The organism is Allobosea sp. ASV33 (genome assembly GCF_016428755.1).
GTDB lineage: Bacteria > Pseudomonadota > Alphaproteobacteria > Rhizobiales > Beijerinckiaceae > Allobosea.
Window position 1 is genome coordinate 1 of record NZ_JAELTI010000029.1, and the last position, 22,036, is coordinate 22,036.

Here is a 22,036-nt window from a genome sequence, read left to right on the forward strand (position 1 = left end):
CCCCCCCCCCCCCCCCCCCCCCCCCCCCCCCCCCCCCCCCCCCCCCCCCCCCCCCCCCCCCCCCCCCCCCCCCCCCCCCCCCCCCCCCCCCCCCCCCCCCCCCCCCCCCCCCCCCCCCTTTAATGCTCCGGCGACCACCGAGATCTACACCGAAGGTTAATCGTCGGCAGCGTCAGATGTGTATAAGAGACAGGACATGCCACGGCGCGTTGAAGGCGGCTCGCCCGGTCGTGGGTTCCGGGTTCTTCGCTATGCGAAGCCCCGGAATGACAAGGGTGGTTGCGCCCAGGAGCGATCGCGCGATCCGTCCCGCAGCCTAAGGCCTCTTCAGAATCGCCATCACCGCGTCGATCGCATCAGTGCGCGCCTTCGGATCGGTGCCGATCGTGACCATGCCGTCGGGCCGCTGGGAATAGGCCGCCTTGCGCTCGCGCAGAGGCAGGCTCGGATGGTCGAAATCGTGATAGGCGCCGGGGAAGCCGACGAAGCGCGCCCCGCCGCTGCGCGCCAGTTCCTCGCAGGGCGCGGCCGGGGTCCAGTCGTCCGCCAGCCCCTGGAAGATCGCGGTGTCGGTCTGTGCCTGCCAGCCGCGCTTCAGGATGACGCGGCAGCCGGGATAGAAGGCGATGACATGGCGCAGGCGCTTGGCCTCGGGCGCGCCCGCGACGCGCAGCGCCGTCGAGCCGCCATTCGACCAGCCGATCAAGGCGATGCGCTGCTTGGTGGCAAAGCTCTGCTTATCCAGCCAGTCTATGGCGGCGAAGGCGTCTCGCGCGCGACCGGCCGGGGTTAGCGAGCGCTCGCGTTCGTTGCACAGCGCCTTGATGCCGCGTGACCCGAAGCTGTCGACGAGGAGCACGGCATAGCCTGCCGCGGTCAGGCGCACCGACCAGTCGCTCTCACGGGCGCCAACCGCCCCCGAGCGCGTGTAGAGCCCGGCGCAGCCATGCAGCCCGATGACGACCGGGAAGGGGCCTGCGCCTGCCGGGCGGGCCAGCCAGCCGACGAGACCAACCGAATCGCGCGATGGAAAGGCCACTTTCTCGAAAGCGCTCGCGGAGCCTGCTGCCGCAGCGAGCGAGAAAAGAGTGACGACAAGAGCGCGAATAAGAGAACCGATCATCCCGAACTCCTCGGCGACCAACTGTACAACGCGCGCGTGTCGGCTGCTCGCGGAAACACGCCGTCATCCCGGGCTCGACCCGGGATCCATCGTGGAGATCCGGAGCCCTCCGATGGATCCCGGATCGGCGCTGCTACGCGGCTTGTCCAGGATGACACGGCGGTTGCGCCGGAAATCAGCGGCTGTGGATGAGCAGAACGATCTCACCCTGCACCCCGACTTTGGCGGGAGAGGAGCAAAGAAAAACGCCGCGTCCTTGCGGGCGCGGCGTCAAGCTTCGTGACGATCGGCTGCAGGCTCAGTTGAGCTTGGCCTTGATCTCGCTCAGCCCGGAGGTGAAGGCGGCTTCGCCGGCCTTGCCGGCCATCTGGCCGCGCAGGATCGTCTCGGCGGCCTTGGTGGCGGCCTCCGCAGCCGCGGCGCGAACCTCGGCCTCGGCCTGGCTCTCGGCCTGGGCGATCTTCTCCTCGGCCGCCTTGGTGCGGCGGGCGACGAAGTCGGCGAGCTTGGCCTCGGCTTCCGCCGCGAGGCGCTTGGCCTCGTCATTGGCGGAGGAGACGATCTCGGCGGCCTCGGCCTCGGCGGCCTTGCGCTTGGCGTCGTACTCGGCGAGCAGCTTCTCGGCCTCCTGACGCAGGCGGCGGGCTTCCGCCAGCTCCTGCGCGACCTTCTCGCCGCGCGAGTCGAGCGCCTTCACGATCGCGCCCGGCACGCCGAACTTGACGAGGATGGCAAGGAAGATGACGAGCGCGACGCCGACCCAGAAAGTATCCATCTGAACTCTCCTCAGCCGCGCGTCAGGGCCTGGTCGACAGCCGCCGACGCCTCGCTGGCGCTGGGAGCCTGACCGGTCAACTTGGTGACGATGGCGGCGGCGATATCGCTGCCGAGATCGCGCACATTGCCCATCGCCTTGGTCTTGGTCGTGGCGATGGTCGCCTCGGCCTGCGCCATCTTGGCGGCAAGTTCCGCCTCGGTGGCGTGACGCTGGGCGTCGCTGGCCTTGGCGCCGGTCTCGCGCGCCGCCTGGGCAATGCCCTGGGCGTTCTTGCGGGCCTCGGCCAGGGCCTTCTCATAGGCCTGGGCCATGTCCTCGGCCTTGGCCTGCATCTCGGTGGCCTGGTCGAGATCCCGGCCGATCGTCTCGGCGCGCTCTTCCATGATCGAGCCCAGGCGCGGCAGCGCGACCTTGGACATCAGCCAGTAGAGAGCCGCGAAGGTGATCGCGAGCCAGAACAGGTTGCTGGCGAAATGGGCGGGGTCGAAGGGCGGGAAGGAAGCCTTCTCGCCGCTCAGGCCGTGCTTCTGCTCGGCAGCCTGCGCCGCTCCCGCCACCAGAGTGGCGAACGAGCCGACAGCCAGAAGCCATCCTTGTCGCGCGAACCCTGAAGATCGAACCGGCATAGCGTGCCTTTCAGCGCTTAAGACAGGAAACCGTCGCGCGCCGGCCGGAGTGGCCTGAACGCGCGACGAGAAAGCGGTCGACGAAAGCGTCAGACCACGAAGAGCAGGACGAGCGCGACGACGAACGCGAAGATGCCCAGACCTTCGGCGAGCGCCGCGCCGATGAACGCGCGGGGGAACTGGCCGTCGGCGGCCGACGGATTGCGGAGCGCGCCCGAGAGGAAGTTGCCGAAGATGGTGCCGACGCCGATGGCGGCGAGGCCCATGCCGAGCGAGGCGAGGCCGGCGCCGATGAACTTGGCTGCAACAGGATCCATGGTCTTATCTCCAGTGTGGAACTTTTTGACGGGGTGGGATGAACTCTCGCGAGCGCTGCCCTGGCCTCAGTGGCCGGGGTGCAGCGCGTCGTTGAGATAGACGCAGGTCAGGATCGCGAAGACATAGGCCTGCAGAACGGCGACGAGGACTTCGAGCGCGGTCAGCGCGACAGCCAGCAGCAGCGGCAGCGGCGCGATGGCGTAGTTGAACACGGCGCCCGAGCCGAGCAGAACGACGACGAAGCCGCCGAAGACCTTGAGCGCGATATGGCCGGCCAGCATGTTGCCGAACAGGCGCAAGCTGAGCGAAACCGGGCGCGACAGGAAGGAGACGGCCTCGATCAGCACCATGAAGGGCAGGAGCCAGCCGGGCACGCCCGACGGCACGAACAGGCCGAAGAAATGGGTGCCGTGCTTCACGATGCCGTAGATCACGACGATGCTGATCACGAGCAGCGCGAGCGCGGCGGTGACGATGATCTGGCTGGTCACGGTGAAGGAGCCGGGCAGCAGGCCGAGCAGGTTCGAGGCCAGCACGAACATGAACAGCGAGAACACGAACGGGAAGAACTTCAGGCCTTCCTTGCCCATCACGCCCGTCATCGTTGCGGCGACGAACTCATAGGCCATCTCGGCGAGCGACTGCAGGCGGCCGGGAACGACCGAACGCTGGCTCGAGCCATAGATCATGATCGCGGAGACGACGGCGAGCACGATCACCATCCACAGCGAGGTGTTGGTGAAGGAAAGGTCGATGCCGAACGGCTTCAGCTCCACGATGGGAGCGATGTGGAATTGGTGGATCGGATCGATTCCGCCGCCGGCCGCCATTGTCTCGTTCCTCGTCGCGCGGCCGATGAAGCCGCCTTTCGATCAATTCGCCTTCGGGCCGCTCTTCGACCCGGAGGTCGGACGCGAACCGAGCCGATAGACGGATCTGAAGCCCGCGATGGCACCGATCACCAGGAAGGCGATCAGCAGGAACGGGGACGTTCCCAGCCACCGGTCGCCGAGGTACCCGATTAGGGCGCCTGCGATGATGCCACCTGCGAGATCCGTCGCGGCGCGAAAGCCTGAGGACATCGCGCCCGCAAGGGCCTTGTCCTCTCCAACCGGGCTCGCGCCCGGCTTTTCGCTCTCTTCCGCCCGCTTGATCGCGGACTTCAGGGAGCCCAGTCTTGCGCGCAACTCCGAGTCTGAGGCGTTTGGGTCGGGTTCGGACATGGTCTTGGGCCTCCGTCTTGATCGCGTTTACGCCGCGATCCGGCGAAAAACCACTATAACCACGACCAAACCCGCGCATCGAGCCGTCGTCAGCACGGCCTCCTTTATTGGCAGCCCCCCGCGCTGTCAAGGCAGGCGGATAATGTCTAACTCGTTGTAATAATTATAAATTCTGGCAAAGTGCGACAATCTTGCCGCATTGCGGGACCGAATGTGGCATTTTTTCAGCGGGGTGCGGCCACTCTACAGCCCGTTTCTGGGGATGATCGGGCTGGTCGGCGCCCGCTTATCCCGCCTCGCGGATGCGTTCCGCCGTCGCCAGGTCGACCGAGACCATCTGGCTGACGCCCCGCTCGGCCATGGTCACCCCGAAGAGTCTCTCCATCCGCGCCATGGTGATCGGGTTGTGGGTGATCAGGATGAAGCGGGTTTCGGTGTTTCGGGCCATGTCGACGAGCAGGTCGCAGTAGCGCTCGACATTGGCGTCGTCGAGCGGCGCGTCGACCTCGTCGAGCACGCAGATCGGCGAGGGATTGGTCAGGAACACCGCGAAGATCAGCGCGGTCGCCGTCAGCGCCTGCTCGCCGCCGGAGAGCAGCGTCATCACCTGCGGCTTCTTGCCGGGCGGGCGGGCGAAGATCTCCAGCCCCGCATCGAGCGGATCTTCCGAATCCACCAGTCGAAGCTCGGCTTCGCCGCCGCCGAAGAGCACGCCGAACAGCCGCTGGAAATGGCCGTTGACGACATCGAATGCGGCGATCAGCCGCTCGCGCCCCTCGCGGTTGAGCGCGCCGATCGCCTGCCGCAAGCGCCGGATCGCCTCGGTCAGGTCGTCGCGCTCGCCCGAAAGACCTTCGCGCTTGGCCTTCACCTCGGTCAGTTCGTCCTCGGCGCGCAGATTGACGGCGCCGAGCCGCTCGCGCTCGCTCTTGAGATTGGCGAGGCGCCGCTCGATCGCTTCCGGCTCCGGCAATGCGTCTCCGGCCTTGATTCCGGCGATCGCCTGCAGGCCGTCGAGCCCGGTCTCGAGACCGTCCTCGATCTGCCGGATGATGTCGCTGAGGCGCTGGCGGGCGGCATCGAGCCGCGCCTCGGCCGAAGCGCGGCGCTCGCGAGCCCCCGACAGGCCTTCCAGCGCGATGCGCGCCTGCCGGTCCGCCTCCGCCAGGGTCGTCTCGCCGGCGGCCAATCTGTCGGCGGCTTCACGGCGCGCGGCTTCGGCCTGCTCGATCTCGGCGACGAGGCGCCGTCGCTCGGCGAGGAAGGTGTCGGGTGCTTCGAGAAGCGCCTTCTGCTCGGCGCCGGCGGCGTCGATTCGCCGCCGCGTCTCCTCGGCGCTTTGGAGGCTCGCGGTGGTGCGCTGTTTCCAGGCGCGAATGTCGGCTGCGATGGCCTCGCGGCGGCGGCTCCGCAACTCCGCCTCGCGGGCCAGCGTCTGGACACGGGCGCGCGCGTCGGAAGCGGCGGCGCGGGCTTCGCCCAGCAGCACGCGAGCCTTGAGGAGGGCGTTTTCCAGTTCGGCGGAGGCGGGCAGGGCGGAAAGCCCCGTCTCCTGAGCGGCGACTTGCTGCGCGGCTTCGGACACGGCCTGGCCGAGCCGCTTGGTCGCTTCGGCCAGCGTCGAGCGCTTGACCAGCGTCTCGGCCGCCTTCCGCTCGGCAGCCGCCAGTTGCTCGCGGGTCTGATCGACGCCGCGCCGCGCCTGCCGTGCCGTTTCGATCGCCGCGCTTTCGGCCTGGGCCGCCTGCCGCGCCTCGGCACTGACGGCCTCCAGCGACCGGCGCGCGGTTTCCGCGGCGTCTCGCGCCACTTTCGCCTCGCGTTCGAGGTCGGCGAGGCGGTTTTTCTCCGAGAGCCGTCGTGCCGCGGGCGAAGGGGCGTCGGCCGCGCTGGTAAAGCCGTCCCAGCGCCAGAGATCGCCCGCCTTCGATACGAGTATTTGGCCTTGTCTCAAGGCGTGCCGCAGGGCCTGCCCCTGATCGGGCGTGACGACGCCGATCTGCGCCAGCCGCCGCCGCAGCGCCGTGGGCGCGGCGACATGGGCGAGCAGCGGTTGCGCGCCTGCTGGCAGGGCGGGATCATCCTGGCCTTCGCCGGTATCGTCCCAATGGGCGGGGGCGGTCGCCTCGGTCGAAGCGTCGAGATCGTCGCCAAGTGCGGCGCCGAGCGCGATTTCGTAGCCCTTGGCGACGCTGACGGCTTCGAGGACCGCCGGCCAGCGGTCGCCAGCCGCCGGCGCCAGCAACTTGCGCAGCGTGCCGATCTCGGTGTCGAGGTGTTGCGCCCGGCGGTCGGCCTCGGCGAGCGGCCCGCGCTGCGCGGTCTCACGCTCGCGCGCCGCTGCGACGGCATTGCGCGTTTTGACGACATCCGCATCGGCCGTCTTCAGCGCCTTCTCGGCGGCGATCAGTGCTTCGCGCAGCTTGTCGAGCAGCGTCTTCGCATCGGAGGCATCGAGGGTTTCGAGTTCGCGGCGCAGCTTGTCGCGTTCGGCCCCGGCGCGGTCCTGCCGCTCGCGCGCCTCGCGCAGCGAACGTTCCAGAGCGCCCCGTCGCGCGGCGAGATCGGACAAGGCGCTCTGCGCGGCGACCTGCTCGGCTTCCGCGGCAGCGAGCGCGGTCTCCGCCCCGCGTTGCGCCGCCGCGGCGGCCTCAGTGCTCGATCCGGCCCCATCGCCTTCGATGGCGAGCGCGGCGTCTTCGTCCGCGAGCCGGGCAAGGCTTTCGGACGCATCCCGCCCGATGCTCTCCTGCCGCGACAGATCGGCCTGCAATTCGGCGAGGCGCTTGCCGAGCTCTTCGGCGCGCTGGCGGGCACGCCTGTTCTCGGCTTCGAGCTCGTCCAGCCCGCGCTTCAGGCGCACCAGGGCGGCTGCCGCGGTCGCCTCGCCCTCGCGCAGTGCCGGCAATTCATGGGCGGCGATGGCCTGCCTTTTGGCGGCCTCGGCCTGGAGCCCGGTCTGGTCGGCGACGCCGCGCACGGCCTCTTCGAGGACATGCGCAGCCTGCGCCTCCTGGGCGCGGGCGTCGTGCAGGGCGATGACGGCAAGCGTCGCCTCGGCCCGGCGGATATCGGATGCGAGGCTGCGATACCGCCCGGCCTGCCGCGCCTGGCGCTGCAAGGCGTCGATCTGCCCGTCGATCTCGCCGAGCACGTCCTCCAGCCGGGTCAGGTTGTCTTCGGCCCCCCGCAGGCGCAGTTCCGCCTCGTGGCGGCGGCTGTGCAGGCCGGCGATGCCGGCGGCGTCCTCGAGGATGCGCCGGCGCGATTGCGGCTTGGCCGAGATGATCTCGCTGATCTGCCCCTGCCGGACGAGGGCCGGTGAGCGCGCGCCGGTCGCAGCATCGGCGAAGAGAAGCTGCACGTCCTTGGCCCGCACCTCCTTGCCGTTGATGCGGTAGGTCGAGCCTTCCTCGCGCTCGATCCGGCGCGTGACCTCCAGCACATCGGTTTCGTTGAAGGCGGCTGGCGCCTTCCGGTCGCTATTGTCGAGGGTGAGCGAGACCTCGGCCATGTTGCGGGCCGGGCGCTCGTTCGAGCCGCCGAAGATGACGTCGTCCATCCCCGAGCCGCGCATGTTCTTGAACGAGCTTTCGCCCATCACCCAACGCAGCGCTTCGACGAGATTGGACTTGCCGCAGCCATTGGGGCCGACGACGCCGGTCAGCCCCGGCTCGATCGCGAATTCGGTCGGCTCGACGAAGGTCTTGAAACCGGCGAGCTTGAGGCGCGTCAGATGCATGGAGCCACCGCGCCGGCTTGAAATACCTCAGCCCTCATCCTGAGGAGCAGCCGGCTTGGCCGAGTCTCGAAGGATGCTCCAGAGCGCGCTGGAACCATCCATCGAGATGCCACTGCGCGGCTCCTCAGGATGAGGGCTGAAGTGAATGGCTTGCGCCAAGAGCCCGAGCGAAGAAAAGCGCGCTCCTCAATTGCCGAGGAGCGGCTCCAGGATCTTGTCGAACTCGGCGATCGAGAGCGCACCGGAACGCTTCTGCCCATTGATGAAAAAGGTCGGCGTCGAATCCACGCCAGCCTTGGCCCCGCCATCCTTCACCACCGTGACGGCGTCATAGATATCCTGGCGTTTCAAGCAGGCTTCGAAGGATTCCTGTGTGAAACCGGCCTGTTTCACCAGCGACGAGAGCGCATCGACCGGCTTGTCGGTGAAGGCCCAGTTGCGCTGCTGCGCGAAGAGCAGGTCCGTCATCGGGTAGAACTTGTCGTTGCCGTTGCAGCGGGCAAGCATGAAGCCGGCCGTCGCCAGCGGATCGAGCGGGAACTCGCGCAGCGTGAAGCGCACCTTGCCGGTGTCGATGTACTTCGTCTTCAGCTCCGGCCAAGTCGTCTCATGGAAATGCGCGCAATGCGAGCAGGTCATCGAGGCATATTCGACGATGGTGACCTTGGCGTCGGCGGAGCCGAGCCACACATCGCCCAGCGGGCCGGCATCGGGCAGCTTGGTCTGGGCCCGCGCGGCGGTGCCGCCGGCGAGCGCGGCAGCGGCGATGCCGGCTGCGCCGGTCAGGAGCTGTCGCCTGTTCGTCATCGTAAGCAATCCTCGAAGGGTCAAAGTGGCTTGGAGCTATAGAGACCAGCGCGATTGTGGCAAGAGCGCATCGTGCCGCGCGCCGCGCCGCTCACGAAGCCGTGTCGTCGCCTTGCGTTTTCGTGCGGAGAGCCACCGCCCGCCCGAGCCGGGCCAGTGCCTCGCGCAGACCTTCGTCCGCGACCCCGGCGACCTGGGCCTCGACGCGCGCCGCCGTTTCGCTGTCCAGCTTGGGCACCGGCTTCTGCGTGACGGGTGGAGCGACCGGCCCCTGCTTGAGCACGAGCTTGCCGACCGCGCGCCAGCCGAGATGGGTATTGACGCGCTCGACCAGGATCGGCCCGAGCTGCTGCATCTCCAGCGCGAAGGCGCTCTCGACCCGCACCACCATCGTTGCCGGCTCGGAAGCCTCGCCCGGAGCCGGCCTTCGCCGCGGCCAGTCGATCTTGAGCGGGCGCGAGCGCGCCGCCAGCCGCTCGCCGACGATCTCCGGCCAGAGCGAGACGATGGCACGCCCCGCAAAGCCTTGCGCGGCAAGCGCTGGCGCGATGCAGTCGTCGATCAGCTCTGCGAGGGGTTTTGCGGCCATGGCTGCATTGTCGGCGCGATGGCCCTGTCTTACAAGGCCAGTGATCGCTACGGCGGCTTAGTTCGGGGATGGCGAGATGCGTGGAATGCTGCTCGGGCTTTGCGCGGCAATGGTCCTCCTTGCGCAGGCTTCGGCCGTAGAGGTGTCGCAAAAAGGGCCCGCGGCACTGATTAGCGGCGCGATCAAGGATGGCGACCAATTCAAGTTGCGGGAGTTCCTGGCCCGGCCTGAGGCCGCTCAGATCAGGGTCGTCTATCTCGATAGCCCGGGAGGGCGGATCGATCCGGCGCGAGAAATGGCGCGGCAGATTCGCGAGAAGGGCTATGCGACGGCTGTGGACGCCGCCAGGGCGCGCTGCGAGAGCGCGTGCACGGGCCTCTTCGTTGCCGGCTCGCGGCGGCTGTACCTGAACGCGGGCGCCATCAGCGACGGCGAGGGCAAGATCAGGCGCGGGCTCGGCTTTCACGAGGGCAATAGCTCGCAACCTGTTGGCGGGCGCGGCTATTCCGGCGGCGCGACATCCGGCATGGTCAATATCTATTATGAGATGGGCGTGCCCGGTGCCGCTTCGCTCGTTACCAAAGCGGCTTTCAACAGCATGTACCATATTTCAGCGCAGACCGCGCTGTCGCTGGGCGTCGCAACGGGGCTGTCCGGCCCGTGACACCGCCCCGCGCCACCGATCTTCTCGCCTGGTACGACCGCCATCGCCGCACGCTGCCCTGGCGTGCGGGCGCGGGCGAGCGGCCCGATCCCTACCGGGTCTGGGCCTCCGAGATCATGCTGCAGCAGACCACGGTTACGGCGGTTAAGCCCTATTACGAGCGCTTCATGGCGCGTTTCCCGACAGTGAAAGCCCTTGCCGAGGCGCCCTCCGAGGAGGTCATGCAGGCCTGGGCAGGGCTCGGCTATTATTCCCGGGCTCGCAATCTCCACGCTTGCGCCAAGGCGGTGATGGAGAGCCATCGCGGCCGCTTCCCCGATACCGAGGATGGCTTGCGCGCCCTGCCGGGCATCGGCGCCTATACCGCCGGCGCCGTCGCCGCGATCGCCTTCGACCGGCCGGCTGCGGCCGTTGACGGCAATGTGGAGCGCGTCATGAGCCGGCTCTTCGCGATCGAGGACGAATTGCCCGGCGCCCGGCCGCTGATTCGCGAGCGCGTGCTGGCGCTGCTGCCGCGGGAACGGCCGGGCGATTTCGCCCAGGCGCTGATGGATCTCGGCGCCACCATCTGCACGCCACGCAATCCCGCTTGCGGCCTCTGCCCCTGGCGCGAGCCGTGCGAGGCCCGCATCGCCGGCACGCAGGAGAGCTTTCCGCGCAAGGCGCCGAAGAAGGCCGGCGTCACCCGCTATGGCGCCGCCTTCGTGCTCGCCCGGCAGGACGGCGCGATCCTGCTGCGGACACGGCCGGCCAAGGGTCTGCTCGGCGGCATGGCGGAGGTGCCGACCAGCGAATGGCGCCCCGATTACGAACTCGAGGGTGCGGCGCAGGACGCGCCATTGCCCTTGCGCTGGCAGCGCCTGCCCGTGCCGGTGCGGCACGTCTTCACGCATTTTCCGCTGGAATTATCGGTGCTTGTCGGGCGCGTCGCCGCTGGAACCGCGGCGCCGGCCGGCATGCGCTTCACGGCGCAGGCCCAGCTCGGCGAGGAGCCGCTGCCGAGCCTGATGCTGAAGGTGGTCGAGGCTGGGCTGGCGGCGCTTACGCCGCCGCCATCTGCGCCCTGATCTCGCCGCGCAGCGCGTCGAGGATCGTGAGGCCTCCGTCGCGCTCGACATGCCAGAAGGTCCAGCCGTTGCAGGCCGGCAGGCCCTGCGCCAGCGCGCCGACCTTGTGGATCGAGCCGACCGCCGGGCCGAGCAGCAGCGTGCCGTCGGCGCGCACCGTCGCCTTGTAGCGGCGCTTCTCGTCATGGACGGTCTCGCCCGCCTTCACCAACCCGGCTTCGACCAGGCTGAGGAACGGCACGCGCGGCTCGCTGCGCTTCGAGGGCGCGGTGGAGAAGGCTTCCGGCGCCAGCGGCGTCACTGCATCGATACGCGCTCGCGCGGCCTTGGCATAGACCGGATCACGCTCGAGCCCGATGAAGCGGCGGCCGAGCGCCTTGGCGACGGCGCCGGTTGTGCCGGTGCCGAAGAACGGGTCGAGGATGACGTCGCCGGGATTCGAGGCCGAGAGCAGCACGCGGGCGAGCAGCGCCTCCGGCTTCTGCGTCGGGTGAACCTTGGCGCCGCTCTCGTCCTTCAGGCGCTCGTCGCCCGTGCAGAGCGGCAGATACCAGTCCGAGCGCATCTGCAGGTCGTCATTGCCGCCCTTCAGCGCCTCGTAATGGAAGGTGTATTTCGAGCTCTCGCCGCGGGCGGCCCAGATCAGCGTCTCATGCGCGTTGGTGAAGCGCCGGCCGCGGAAATTCGGCATTGGATTGGCCTTGCGCCAGACGATGTCGTTCAGCATCCAGAAGCCGAGATCCTGCAGCGTCGCGCCGACGCGGAAGATGTTGTGATAGCTGCCGATCACCCACAGCGCCCCGTCCGGCTTCAGGATGCGCCGCGCGGCCGACAGCCAGTCGCGGGTGAAGCGGTCGTAGTCCGAGAACGAGGCGAACTTGTCCCAGTCATCGTCGACGGCATCGACGAGGCTGTCGTCGGGCCGGCGCAGATCGCCGCCGAGCTGGAGGTTATAGGGCGGATCGGCGAAGATCAGGTCCACGCTTGCCGGCGGCAGCGCGTTCATCGCAGCGATGCAATCGCCGACGAGAATTTGATCGAGCGGCAGCTCGTGAGCGATGCCGATATGTTCGGGAAGGCCCTTGGCCTTCATCCGAGCCCCCAGTGCAGGCCGTCCGGTACGCGAAACCTGAATCCGGACGGGAGCACTGGCGGTCCCGGTACGCAGAATACCCATGACGCCAAGACCGTTACGCAACTTCAACGAGGGCGATATTGGTCAGACAGGGTAAAGGTCGGGTTTCTGCTTTGAAAAAAATGCGTCCCATTCTGGGGCTGCAATTTTTGCCTAGGCTATTGGCAATCAAGGGAAATTCGTAAACGCCGGTTAACGTCTGAGCCTGCCGTTAGGGTAGGCTGGCGGACGTTCGATGAGGGCCGAGAGCCGCGTTTCCCGTCATGGTCGGGCTTGCCCCGACCATCTGCGTCTTCCTTCAGCGAGGGCGGTGCTCAAGACGTGGATGCTCGCCACGAGGCGAGCATGACGGAGTGAAATACCGCCGGGTTCATCGAGGTCGGGCCGAAGCTTCCTGCCCGCCGGGGAGCGACGTGCGAACAGGCGCGGGCGACTGCCTACCGGAACCACACGCCCTTCACCGGCGCGAAGGAATAGCGGTGCTCGGGGCAGGGACCGTGCGCGGCGATCGCCTTGCGGTGCTGCGGCGTCGCGTAGCCGACATGGCCGGAGAAGCCATAGGCCGGGTAGCGCTTGCACAACCGTGCCATCATCCGGTCGCGCGTCACCTTGGCGATGATCGAGGCCGCCGCGATCGAGGCGATCTGCCCGTCGCCCTGGATGATCGCCTCGCAGGAACAGGCGAATTGCGGCGGGTCGTTGCCGTCGACCAGGATATGGAGCGGCGCAAGCGGCAGCCCGGCGACGGCCCGGCGCATCGCCAGCAGCGTAGCCTGGCGAATATTGATGGCGTCGATCTCGACCGCCGTGACGCTGGCGACGGAGACGGCGAGCGCCCGCTCCATGATCTCGCCGAAAAGCTCCTCGCGAATCGCAGCCGGCAGCTTCTTCGAATCGTCGAGGCCATGGGGGACCCGATCCGGATCGAGGATCACCGCAGCCGCCACCACCGGCCCAGCCAGCGGCCCGCGCCCGACTTCGTCGATGCCGGCCAACGGCCACAGGCCGTTGGCGATGGAGGATGTCTCGCGGTTGAAATCGGCGGGCATGACGGGGTTATGCAGCAGAGCGGGGCGCCCGGCCAGAGCTGTCTTCTGTCCGCCCCAAGTGATGGCGCTTCGACGTGACTGGTCGGCCTCCCAACCATCCACGTCTTCCTTCATGAGATGCGCTGGTCAGGACGTCGATGCTCGCTATAGGGGCGCGCATGACGACGCGGGCCGAACAACCCTTCAAAACAAGCTCAGTTGCGCCTTCTCCTTCTCAGGCTTCACGAACAGATCGGTCCGCAAACGCCGGCGCGTCGTGTTGAAGCCGATGCGCTCCGCCGCCATCTCGAAGCGCCGCCCGATCATCCAGGCATAGGGACCGGAGCCGACCATGCGCTGGCCCCATTGCGAATCGTAATCCTTGCCGCCGCGCGTCGAGCGGATCAGCGACATCACATGCCTGAGCTTGTCCGGGTGATGCGTCAGCAGCCATTCCTGCACGATGTCGCGGACTTCGAGCGGCAGCCGTAGCAGGACATAGCCCGCCTCCTGTGCCCCCGCCGCCTTCGCCGCGTCGAGGATGCGCTCGATCTCATGCTCGTTGATCGCCGGGATGATCGGCGCGACCAGTACCGTCACCGGGATGCCGGCCTCGGAGAGCTTGCGGATCGTTTCCAATCGCTTCGGCGGCGATGCGGCGCGCGGCTCCATGCCGCGTGCAACCTTCGGATCGAGCGTCGTCACCGAAAGCGCGACCTTGACCAGCCCCTTCTCCGCCATCGGCGCGAGGATATCGATGTCGCGCTGGACCAGCGCCGATTTCGTGACGATGCCGACAGGGTGGTTGAACTTCGCCAGCACCTCCAGGATCTGGCGCATGAGCCTGAGCTTCTTCTCGATCGGCTGGTAGGCGTCGGTATTGGTGCCGATGGCGATGGTGCGCGGCTGGTAGGACGGGGACGAAAGCTCCTTCTCCAGCAGCGCCGCCGCATCCGGCTTCGCCGTCAGCTTGCTCTCGAAATCGAGGCCCGGCGACAGCCCGAGATAGGCGTGGCTCGGCCGCGCGAAACAGTAGACGCAGCCATGCTCGCAGCCGCGATAGGGGTTGATCGAGCGGTCGAAGGAGATGTCGGGCGAGTCGTTGCGCGTGATGATGTTGCGCGCCTTCTCATAGGCGATCTCGGTCGAGAACGGCGGCAGTTCCTCCAGCGAGCCCCAGCCGTCATCCTCGGCGACGCGCTGCTCGGCCTCGTAGCGCCCGACCGGATTGATCGTCGCGCCCCGCCCGCGCCGCCGGTCCGGATCGATGCGGTGGCCGGCATAGGCCAGCGGATCGGCGGGCGCGACAACCGGAGCGGAGATGCTGGGTTCCTTGTCGGCTCGACGCAAGGGCTGCGCCGCCGGGAAGGGCCGTGAGGTGGGTCTGGCCTGGGGCATGGTTTTCGAGCCGCGTCGCGCGCCGGGAATCGACGCCTTCTGGTCTCATGTAGAGTGAACATAACAAGAACAAAAGGCAAGTGGCGGGATTGTGGCATGTTGCGTTGCGACATAGGGTTTTGCCCATGCTCACAGCCGTTATCCGCAGCGATGGTTCCCAGCAGGCGCTCGCCGCGACGCTTGCCATCCTTATCCCGGCTGTCGCGGAAGGCTTTCTCGGCCATGCGGTGATCGTCGATCTGGTCGGCGTGGCCGAGACCGAGCGGGCGGCCGACGCGACCGGCGCGCGCTATCTGCGCGCGAGCCGGGAGCGGGCCTGGCAGGACGCGGCAGCGAAAGCGCGGGGCGATCGCCTCGTCCTGTTCGATGCCGGCGACGTGCCGCAGGCCCATTGGGTCCAGGCGGTGGAGCGCCATCTGCTGGTCGCGGCCGGGAAGCCGGCACTGATTCCATTACGCGGCGCCGCGGCCTCGTTGCACGAGCGAATCGCGTTCTCCATCGGCGGTCGCGGGCTCGCGGCCGGGCTGGTCATGCCCAAGGCGATGGCGCTGGCCGGTCGTCTCGACCAGGCTCCGGTGCGGCTGCCGGTCTCGCGGGAACGGGCGGGCTAGCCTGCTGCGGCGGGCCGTGACGGCCCGCATTCGCTATGCCGGCTACGCATGGCTGGGCTCATTTTGATCGGGAACTTGTGCATTGCAGCATAAGTTCATATGTTGACGGTCGCCTGAAGCACCTCCCTCAGACATCGAAAGGAGAGACCCATGCTGGAACGGCACGATTCCTGTTCTGCGCTCGAAGCGGAGCGCGACGAGGACAAGCGCGAGGAACAACAGGAGGACACGGATACGTTCTCGCCTCGCGTTCATCAGGAAGGATTCTGGAGCTAGGCACCGGACCGGAAGCCGCGAAGGTTTTCAGGATCCATCTGTGCCGAGCGAAAAGCCCGATCGCCGGTAGCGGTGGTCCGGCAGCTCCATGACAACAAGGCGGAGGGCTGGATGCAGCCCTCCGCACGGAATTCCGGGCCGCCGCAAGCCCTGCTACAAGCCCTTCAGTTCTGGCGAACCAGAAGGCACTTCCGCCGATGATCGGCATCACCGTGCACACGAGATCTGAGGCGCGCCCGTTCTGGCAGTGGGTTGACAGGGCCGCGGCCTTGGAAGCGGTATCGTCGATCCGTGCGCTGGGCTATCCGCCCCATCTCACGCTCGCGCGCTATGACGATCTCTCTCCCGCGATATTGAACGAGGCCCTCGCGTTGTTCGCACGGGAAGCGCCGGTTTCGCTCATCTTCGACCGGATCGGCCTGTTCGACGTCGATCCGCTGGTTGTCTGGCTTTCGCCACGGCATGACGACCGCCTGATCGCCCTGCACGCGAAGATCCACGCGACCATCCGTCCAGCCCTTTGCGATCCGCATTATCGGCCTGGGCAATGGATTCCGCATCTGACGCTCGCGACAGCCATTCCGGCGAATCGGCGCGTGGATGCGCTGGCGCTTGCGGCAGAGAGAGTCGAGCCGTTCGAATTGGTTTTCGATCGGGCCGAGAGCGTTGCCTGGCCGCCGCTGCGCGTGCTGGAGACGGTCCAGCTCTCCGGCTGAACGCTGCTTTCGGGGAAGGCGTCGGCTATACCGGGTTCCGGAACGTATCGCAGCTTTGCATCGAGCCGGACTGGAAGCCGGTGGTGAACCATTTCGTGCGCTGCGCCGAGGAGCCATGCGTGAAGGAATCCGGCACGACCGTGCCCTGCGCCGCCTTCTGCAGCTTGTCGTCGCCGATGGCGGAGGCGGTGCGCATCGCCTGGTCGATATCGCCCTGGTCGAGCCGGCCCATCGCCTGGATGTTATGGGCCCAGACACCGGCAAAGCAGTCGGCCTGCAACTCGATCCGCACCGAGATCGCGTTCGCATCGCGCTCGGAGGAGCGCTCGCGCAACTGGTTGGCCTTGGGCAGGATGCCGATCAGGTTCTGGACGTGGTGGCCGACTTCGTGGCCGACCACATAGGCATAGGCGAAATCGCCGCCACCGCCGAGCTTGCGCTGCATCTCCTGGAAGAAGGAGGTGTCGAGATAGACCTTCTTGTCGACCGGGCAGTAGAACGGCCCCATCGCCGATTGCGCGGTGCCGCAGCCCGAGCGGTCGACGCCCGAGAACAGCACGAGGCGCGGCGGCTGGTAGCGGGTATTGGCCTGCTGCGGCAGGATCTTCGACCAGATGTCCTCGTTCTGCGCCAGCACGGCGGAAACGAAGCGGCCCATCTGGTCCTGGGGCGGGCCGGAGGATTGGCGCGTCTCCTGCGTCTGCTCTCGCCCGCCGATGCCGCCGATCAGTTCGGCGCCGCCGATGAGCAGGCGCGGATCGATGCCCAGCGCCCAGCCGAGCAGGCCGAGCACGACCATCGTGCCGATGCCGACGCCGCCGCGCCCGCCGGGCATGCCGGCAAAGCCGCCGCCACTGCCGCGCCGGTCCTCGAGATTATCGGACTGGCGGTAATCTTCCCATTGCATGAAGGCATCCCCGGCGAAGCTCCCCCGCAATCTCGCCGGGAGATGCGGGGAACTCAAGTTGTCTTTGCAGGCCGCTCCTGAACGCCGGCTGACTGCAGCGGTTCCCGCGTCAGGCTTTCGTGTCGAGTGCCGTCTTCAGCGCCCGCAGATCGCGCCAGGCGAGGCGCTTGTCGAGCGGGCGGCGCAGCAGATAGGCCGGGTGCAGGGTCGCGATCGCGCGGATGCGCCGCGCGCCGGTGTCATATTCCACCCATTTCCCGCGCGAGCGCAAAATGCCGGTGAAGCCGAGTAACCCTTGCGCCGAAGGCCCGCCGACACAGACCAGGATATCGGGATCGGCGAGCTCGATCTGGCGCTGGATGAAGGGCAGGCAGATCGCGACCTCCTGCGGGGTCGGCGTGCGGTTGCCCGGCGGACGCCAGGGCAACAGGTTGGCGATATAGACGTCGTCCTTCCGGCTGAGGCCGATCGCAGCCAGCATGCGGTCGAGCAATTGCCCGGAGCGCCCGACGAAGGGCAGGCCGATCCGGTCCTCGTCGGCGCCGGGCGCCTCGCCGACCATCATCACCCGGCCCTGCGGGTTGCCGTCGGCGAAGACGAGGTTCTTGGCGGTGGCCTTGAGGGCGCAGCCTTCGAACCCGGCCAAGGCGGTCTTCAATTCGTCGAGCGTGCGCGCCTCGCGCGCCAAGGCCTTGGCGGTGACTGCCGCGTCGTCCGGGGCCGTGGCGGCTGCCGCCATCGGCCGCGCCGGCGCGGCCGGCCGGCCGGGCAGGGGGCGCAGGCGCGGCTGCGCGTTGCCCCCAGTGGGGACCGGATCGGCGAAATGGTTGCGCGGCGTCTCGTCGAGCGCCTCGGTCACGCCCATCTCGGCGTACCAGCTCAGCAGCTCATAGGGATCGGGCGCGTCGGGGCCGACTGCATCGGACAGGCTCATCGGCACATCCTATACCCTGCAAGGGCTCTTCGCGAGCCAACGCAGTTGCAAAATGGAACGCGCGCTTGGATAGAGGGGTTCCAGACTGGACGAAAGCCGGCATTGAACGACCCGGCAAGATAGTTCATATATAAACAATTATGCGGCGCGGTTGCTGAGGCGGAGGGCAGGATGGATCTGAAGGAAGCGCAGAGCGAACCGCGCGAGAGCATGGACTATGACGTCGTCATCGTCGGTGCCGGCCCCGCGGGCCTGGCCGCCGCCATCCGGCTGAAGCAACTCGACGAGAACCTGACCGTCGTCGTGGTCGAGAAGGGCGCCGAGGTCGGTGCCCATATCCTCTCCGGCGCCGTGATCGACCCGATCGGCCTCGACAAGCTGGTGCCGGATTGGCGCGACGATCCCGATCGCCCCCTGACCACCGAGGTCAAGGAAGACATCTTCTATTTCCTGACCGAGCCCAACGGAATCCGCCTGCCGAATTTCGGCATGCCCTCGCTGATGAACAACCACGGCAATTTCGTCGGCTCGCTCGGGCTCGTCGCGAAATTCCTGGGCGCGCGCGCCGAGGCGCTCGGCGTCGAGATCTATCCGGGCTTCGCCGCCGCCGAACTGCTGTTCAACGAGGACGGTTCGGTTGCCGGTATCGCGACCGGCGACATGGGCATCGCCAAGGACGGCACGGTCTCCGAGCGCTTCACCCGTGGCATGGAACTGCGCGGCCGCTATACGCTGCTGGGCGAGGGCGCGCGCGGCTCGCTCTCCAAGATCGCGATCAAGCGCTTCGCCCTGGACGAGGGCCGCGAGCCGCAAAAATACGGCATCGGTCTGAAGGAGCTCTGGCAGGTCAAGCCGGAGAAGTTCCACAAGGGCCGCGTCCAGCACTCCTTCGGCTGGCCGCTCGACAACGGCACCGGCGGCGGCTCCTTCCTCTATCATTTCGACGACAACCTGGTCTCGGTCGGCTTCGTCGTTCACCTGAACTACCAGAACCCGACGCTCTCGCCCTTCGACGAGTTCCAGCGCTTCAAGACCCATCCGCTGATCCGCGACACCTTCGAGGGCGCCAAGCGCCTCGCCTATGGCTCGCGCGCGATCACCGAGGGCGGCTGGCAGTCGGTGCCGAAGCTGACCTTCCCGGGTGGCGCGCTGATCGGCTGCGCCGCGGGCTTCGTCAACGTTCCCCGTATCAAGGGCAGCCACAACGCCATCCTGTCGGGCATGCTCGCGGCCGAGAAGCTGGTGCCGGCGCTGCAGGCTGGCCGCAGCCATGACGAGGTCGTCGAGATCGAGAATAGCTGGCGGGACAACGCCATCGGCAAGGACCTGAAGCGCGTCCGCAACGTCAAGCCGCTCTGGTCGAAATTCGGCACCCTCCTCGGCATCGGGCTCGGCGGCATCGACATGTGGCTGAATCAGCTCTTCGGCTGGTCGCCCTTCGGCACGCTCAAGCATGGCAAGCCGGATTTCGCGACGCTGAAGCCGCTCGCCGAGGTGACGCCGATCACCTATCCGAAGCCGGACGGCAAGATCTCATTCGACAAGCTCTCCTCGGTCTTCCTCTCCTCGACCAATCACGAGGAAGACCAGCCGGCGCATCTGAAGCTGACCGATCCCTCGGTCCCGATCACGCAGAACCTGCCGCTCTATGGCGAGCCGGCCCGGCTTTACTGCCCGGCGGGCGTCTACGAGGTCGTCTACGAGAATGCCGAAACCAGGACCAATCCGCGCTTCGTGATCAACGCGCAGAACTGCGTCCACTGCAAGACCTGCGACATCAAGGACCCCGCCCAGAACATCACCTGGACGGTGCCGGAAGGCGGCGGCGGGCCCGGCTACGCGAATATGTGATCGCCTGCGATTCGCAGTCTCGTGAAATAAAAAGGGCGCGCCGGCAGGCGCGCCCTTTGTCGTCAAACCGTAGCTGATCAGCCCTTGCGGACGATCTTGGCGACCGGCTTGGTCTCGTCCTTGGCGCAACCGGCGACGAAACCGCCGAGGAGCGCGACGGCGGCAATGCTCAGAATGATCTTCTTCATTGGAATGATCCCAGTAGAATCGCTGCGGGAGCCGCAAGCGGAGAAAATATAGGCCCGATATCCCTGCCGGATGATTTCTGTTTCCGGGCACCGGCCTCTTCGTCAGCGGGATTTCGGCAACTGTTGCGCGGCTGCTACGAAACCGCCGCATTCATCGGGAGGCCGGCTTGCCCGCCCGCCCGGAAACCGCCATCTTGCCAGCCTACGCGAAGCGATCACGGTCCGCTGGAAGAGTGCGCCCCGAGATGGTGAGGCCGCGGACCGAAGGAGAATGGCAGTCGTGACATTATTGAAGAAGGTGCGTGCCTCGGGCACGGCTGCTGCGCTGTCGCTGTTGATGTTCCTGCCAGCCATGGCCGCCGCCCAGGGCGCGACGCAGCCACGCACGGCCGATTCGCTGGAGCCGGGCGACAGCCTGGAAGGGAACTATCTCGCGGCGATCGTCGCCGGCGCCTCGCGCGATCTCGGCGCGGCTTCGGTCTATCTGCGCGAAGCGATTAAGGAAGACCCGCAGAACAACGACCTGACCGAGCGCGCCTTCGTCGCCTTCCTGGCCGACGGCGCCATGCCGGACGCCTTCCGTGCTGCCGACAAGCTGATCCAGCAGGATCCGAGCAACGGCCTCGCCCAGCTCGTCATCGGCATCCGTTCGATCAAGCAGAAGAGCTACCAGACCGCGCGCAACCATCTCCAGCGCGGGGGCAGGGGCCGCGCGGCCGACATTACCGCGACGCTGCTCTCGGCCTGGTCCTATCTCGGCTCCAACAATCCCAAGCGCGCCATCGAGACGCTGGAGCGGCTGAAGGGCGAGCCCTCCTACAATCTCTTCCGCGACTATCACGCCGGCCTGATCCTCGACGCCGCCGGCCGCAAGGCCGAAGCCGAGAAGCGGCTGAAATCCGCCTATGACGCGGAGAAGACCACGCTCCGGCTCGTCGATCTCTGGGCGCGCTTCCAGGCCCGCAACGGCGATTTCAACGGCGCGGCCGAGACCTATGCCGGCTTCGATCGCCTGCTGCCGAACCACCCGATCATCCGCGAAGGCATGGCGCTCGTCGGCAAGAAGGAGGCGCCGCCGCGCCAGATCTCGACGCCGCAGCAGGGCGCGGCCGAGGTGCTCTACGGTCTCGCCAGCGCCGGCAACCGCCAGGGCGACGAGGCCGCTGCGCTGCTCTACCTGCGCATGGCGATCTATCTCGATCCCGGCCATGACCTTGCGATCCTGACGCTCGGCGACATCCTCGAGCGCGCCCGCCAGCCCGAGGACGCCGTCGCCGTCTACGACAAGATGCCGGCCTCCTCGCCGCTGCGTCCGAATGCCGAGATCCAGGCCGGCCTGGCGCTGGAGAATCTCGGCAAGCCCGACGAGGCGGTGAAGCATCTCGACAAGGTCATCGCGGAGCGCCCGGACGATGTTGACGCGCTCTCGGCGCTTGGCAACATCTATCGCTCACGCAAGCAGTTCGCCGAGGCCGCGACCGCCTATGACAAGGCGATCGCCAAGCTTGCCTCGCCCGGCCGCGCCAACTGGGACCTGTTCTATTTCCGCGGCATCGCCCGCGAGCGCACCAATCGCTGGCCCGAGGCCGAGGCCGACCTGCGCAAGGCGCTGGAACTCCTGCCCGATCCGCTTGGCCGCGAGCGCGCTCTGGTGCTGAACTATCTCGGCTATTCGCTGGTCGACAAGCATCTCAAGCTCGACGAGGCGCTCGACATGCTGCGCCGCGCTGTCGAACTCCGCCCGCGCGACGGTTACATCATCGATTCGCTCGGCTGGGCCTATTATCGCCTCGGCCGCTATGACGATGCCGCGCGCGAGATCGAGCGGGCTGCCGAGCTGCGTCCGTCGGACCCGGTCATCAACGACCATCTCGGCGATGTCTACTGGAAGACCGGCCGCCAGCTCGAGGCGAAGTTCCAATGGAACCACGCTCGCGACCTCAAGCCCGAGCCCGAGGATCTCGAGAAGATTCTGCGCAAGATCGAGCACGGCATGGATGAGCCCTCGGCCAATGTGACCGATGCCGCGAAGAAGGATGGCGGCTGACATCCTCG

The 22,036-nt window shown here is 67.4% G+C and carries 21 protein-coding genes; 7 read left to right on the top strand and 14 right to left on the bottom strand.

Annotated features, from left to right (window positions below; translation table 11 throughout):
* Positions 1-316 precede the first annotated feature (316 nt).
* The 9 genes from JHD80_RS11100 to JHD80_RS11140 all read right to left on the bottom strand — a co-directional run bounded on the left by JHD80_RS11100 (position 317) and on the right by JHD80_RS11140 (position 9,206).
* Positions 317-1,123 carry a dienelactone hydrolase family protein gene (locus tag JHD80_RS11100; protein ID WP_199087017.1) on the bottom strand — a complete coding sequence of 269 codons (807 nt, stop codon included), beginning with the start codon at positions 1,121-1,123 and terminating at the stop codon, positions 317-319.
* Between the two features lie 298 nt (positions 1,124-1,421).
* Positions 1,422-1,898, bottom strand: coding sequence for a F0F1 ATP synthase subunit B family protein (locus tag JHD80_RS11105; RefSeq protein WP_199087019.1), 477 nt, complete (start codon positions 1,896-1,898; stop codon positions 1,422-1,424).
* Between the two features lie 11 nt (positions 1,899-1,909).
* Entirely contained in the window at positions 1,910-2,458 is a 549-nt protein-coding gene (locus JHD80_RS11110) for a F0F1 ATP synthase subunit B family protein (protein ID WP_349237252.1), read from the bottom strand.
* Between the two features lie 158 nt (positions 2,459-2,616).
* Positions 2,617-2,844: a F0F1 ATP synthase subunit C gene (locus JHD80_RS11115; RefSeq protein WP_038360954.1), complete on the bottom strand. Its 228-nt coding sequence runs from the start codon at positions 2,842-2,844 to the stop codon at positions 2,617-2,619.
* A gap of 66 nt (positions 2,845-2,910) precedes the next feature.
* On the bottom strand, positions 2,911-3,675 hold the full coding sequence (locus tag JHD80_RS11120; protein WP_199087023.1) for a F0F1 ATP synthase subunit A: 765 nt from the start codon (positions 3,673-3,675) through the stop codon (positions 2,911-2,913).
* 42 nt (positions 3,676-3,717) lie between these two features.
* A complete protein-coding gene (locus JHD80_RS11125; protein WP_199087025.1) occupies positions 3,718-4,068 on the bottom strand; it encodes an AtpZ/AtpI family protein in 351 nt (116 codons plus the stop codon).
* 286 nt (positions 4,069-4,354) lie between these two features.
* Positions 4,355-7,810, bottom strand: coding sequence for an AAA family ATPase (locus JHD80_RS11130; protein WP_199087027.1), 3,456 nt, complete (start codon positions 7,808-7,810; stop codon positions 4,355-4,357).
* Between the two features lie 186 nt (positions 7,811-7,996).
* Entirely contained in the window at positions 7,997-8,617 is a 621-nt protein-coding gene (locus tag JHD80_RS11135; protein WP_199087028.1) for a DsbA family protein, read from the bottom strand.
* A 91-nt stretch (positions 8,618-8,708) separates the two neighbouring features.
* Positions 8,709-9,206, bottom strand: coding sequence for a DUF721 domain-containing protein (locus tag JHD80_RS11140; RefSeq protein ID WP_199087030.1), 498 nt, complete (start codon positions 9,204-9,206; stop codon positions 8,709-8,711).
* 85 nt (positions 9,207-9,291) lie between these two features.
* Between JHD80_RS11140 and JHD80_RS11145 the strand changes: the two genes are divergently transcribed.
* Both JHD80_RS11145 and mutY read left to right on the top strand, forming a co-directional pair.
* Positions 9,292-9,870 (top strand): hypothetical protein, encoded by a 579-nt coding sequence (locus JHD80_RS11145; RefSeq protein ID WP_199087032.1) that lies wholly within the window; start codon positions 9,292-9,294, stop codon positions 9,868-9,870.
* Positions 9,867-10,937, top strand: a complete 1,071-nt coding sequence (gene mutY / locus JHD80_RS11150; protein WP_199087034.1) for an A/G-specific adenine glycosylase — start codon at positions 9,867-9,869, stop codon at positions 10,935-10,937. The genes JHD80_RS11145 and mutY overlap by 4 nt, the downstream gene beginning before the upstream one ends.
* Here mutY and JHD80_RS11155 read toward each other — a convergent pair.
* From JHD80_RS11155 to JHD80_RS11165, 3 genes are all read right to left on the bottom strand, one after another.
* On the bottom strand, positions 10,912-12,114 hold the full coding sequence (locus tag JHD80_RS11155; protein ID WP_199087036.1) for a site-specific DNA-methyltransferase: 1,203 nt from the start codon (positions 12,112-12,114) through the stop codon (positions 10,912-10,914). The genes mutY and JHD80_RS11155 overlap by 26 nt on opposite strands.
* Positions 12,115-12,509: 395 nt before the next feature.
* Positions 12,510-13,121: a ribonuclease HII gene (locus JHD80_RS11160; protein WP_199087093.1), complete on the bottom strand. Its 612-nt coding sequence runs from the start codon at positions 13,119-13,121 to the stop codon at positions 12,510-12,512.
* A gap of 183 nt (positions 13,122-13,304) precedes the next feature.
* A complete protein-coding gene (locus JHD80_RS11165) occupies positions 13,305-14,498 on the bottom strand; it encodes a PA0069 family radical SAM protein (protein ID WP_199087038.1) in 1,194 nt (397 codons plus the stop codon).
* Between the two features lie 125 nt (positions 14,499-14,623).
* Between JHD80_RS11165 and JHD80_RS11170 the strand changes: the two genes are divergently transcribed.
* From JHD80_RS11170 to JHD80_RS11175, 3 genes are all read left to right on the top strand, one after another.
* Positions 14,624-15,109, top strand: coding sequence for a hypothetical protein (locus JHD80_RS11170; RefSeq protein ID WP_199087040.1), 486 nt, complete (start codon positions 14,624-14,626; stop codon positions 15,107-15,109).
* A 150-nt stretch (positions 15,110-15,259) separates the two neighbouring features.
* Entirely contained in the window at positions 15,260-15,385 is a 126-nt protein-coding gene (locus JHD80_RS29110) for a hypothetical protein (RefSeq protein WP_282568382.1), read from the top strand.
* 197 nt (positions 15,386-15,582) lie between these two features.
* On the top strand, positions 15,583-16,101 hold the full coding sequence (locus tag JHD80_RS11175) for a 2'-5' RNA ligase family protein (protein ID WP_199087042.1): 519 nt from the start codon (positions 15,583-15,585) through the stop codon (positions 16,099-16,101).
* Between the two features lie 25 nt (positions 16,102-16,126).
* Here the strand turns inward: JHD80_RS11175 and ypfJ are convergent, their stop codons facing one another.
* Complete coding sequence (ypfJ, locus tag JHD80_RS11180) at positions 16,127-17,008, bottom strand: KPN_02809 family neutral zinc metallopeptidase (RefSeq protein WP_199087044.1); 882 nt, start codon at positions 17,006-17,008, stop codon at positions 16,127-16,129.
* A gap of 109 nt (positions 17,009-17,117) precedes the next feature.
* Positions 17,118-17,942 carry a uracil-DNA glycosylase gene (locus JHD80_RS11185; RefSeq protein WP_199087046.1) on the bottom strand — a complete coding sequence of 275 codons (825 nt, stop codon included), beginning with the start codon at positions 17,940-17,942 and terminating at the stop codon, positions 17,118-17,120.
* Positions 17,943-18,113: 171 nt separating this feature from the next.
* Here JHD80_RS11185 and JHD80_RS11190 point away from each other — a divergent pair, with 171 nt between their 5' ends.
* A complete protein-coding gene (locus tag JHD80_RS11190) occupies positions 18,114-19,793 on the top strand; it encodes an electron transfer flavoprotein-ubiquinone oxidoreductase (protein ID WP_248311495.1) in 1,680 nt (559 codons plus the stop codon).
* 459 nt (positions 19,794-20,252) lie between these two features.
* Complete coding sequence (locus tag JHD80_RS11195) at positions 20,253-22,028, top strand: tetratricopeptide repeat protein (protein ID WP_465246517.1); 1,776 nt, start codon at positions 20,253-20,255, stop codon at positions 22,026-22,028.
* The last annotated feature ends 8 nt before the right edge of the window (positions 22,029-22,036 follow it).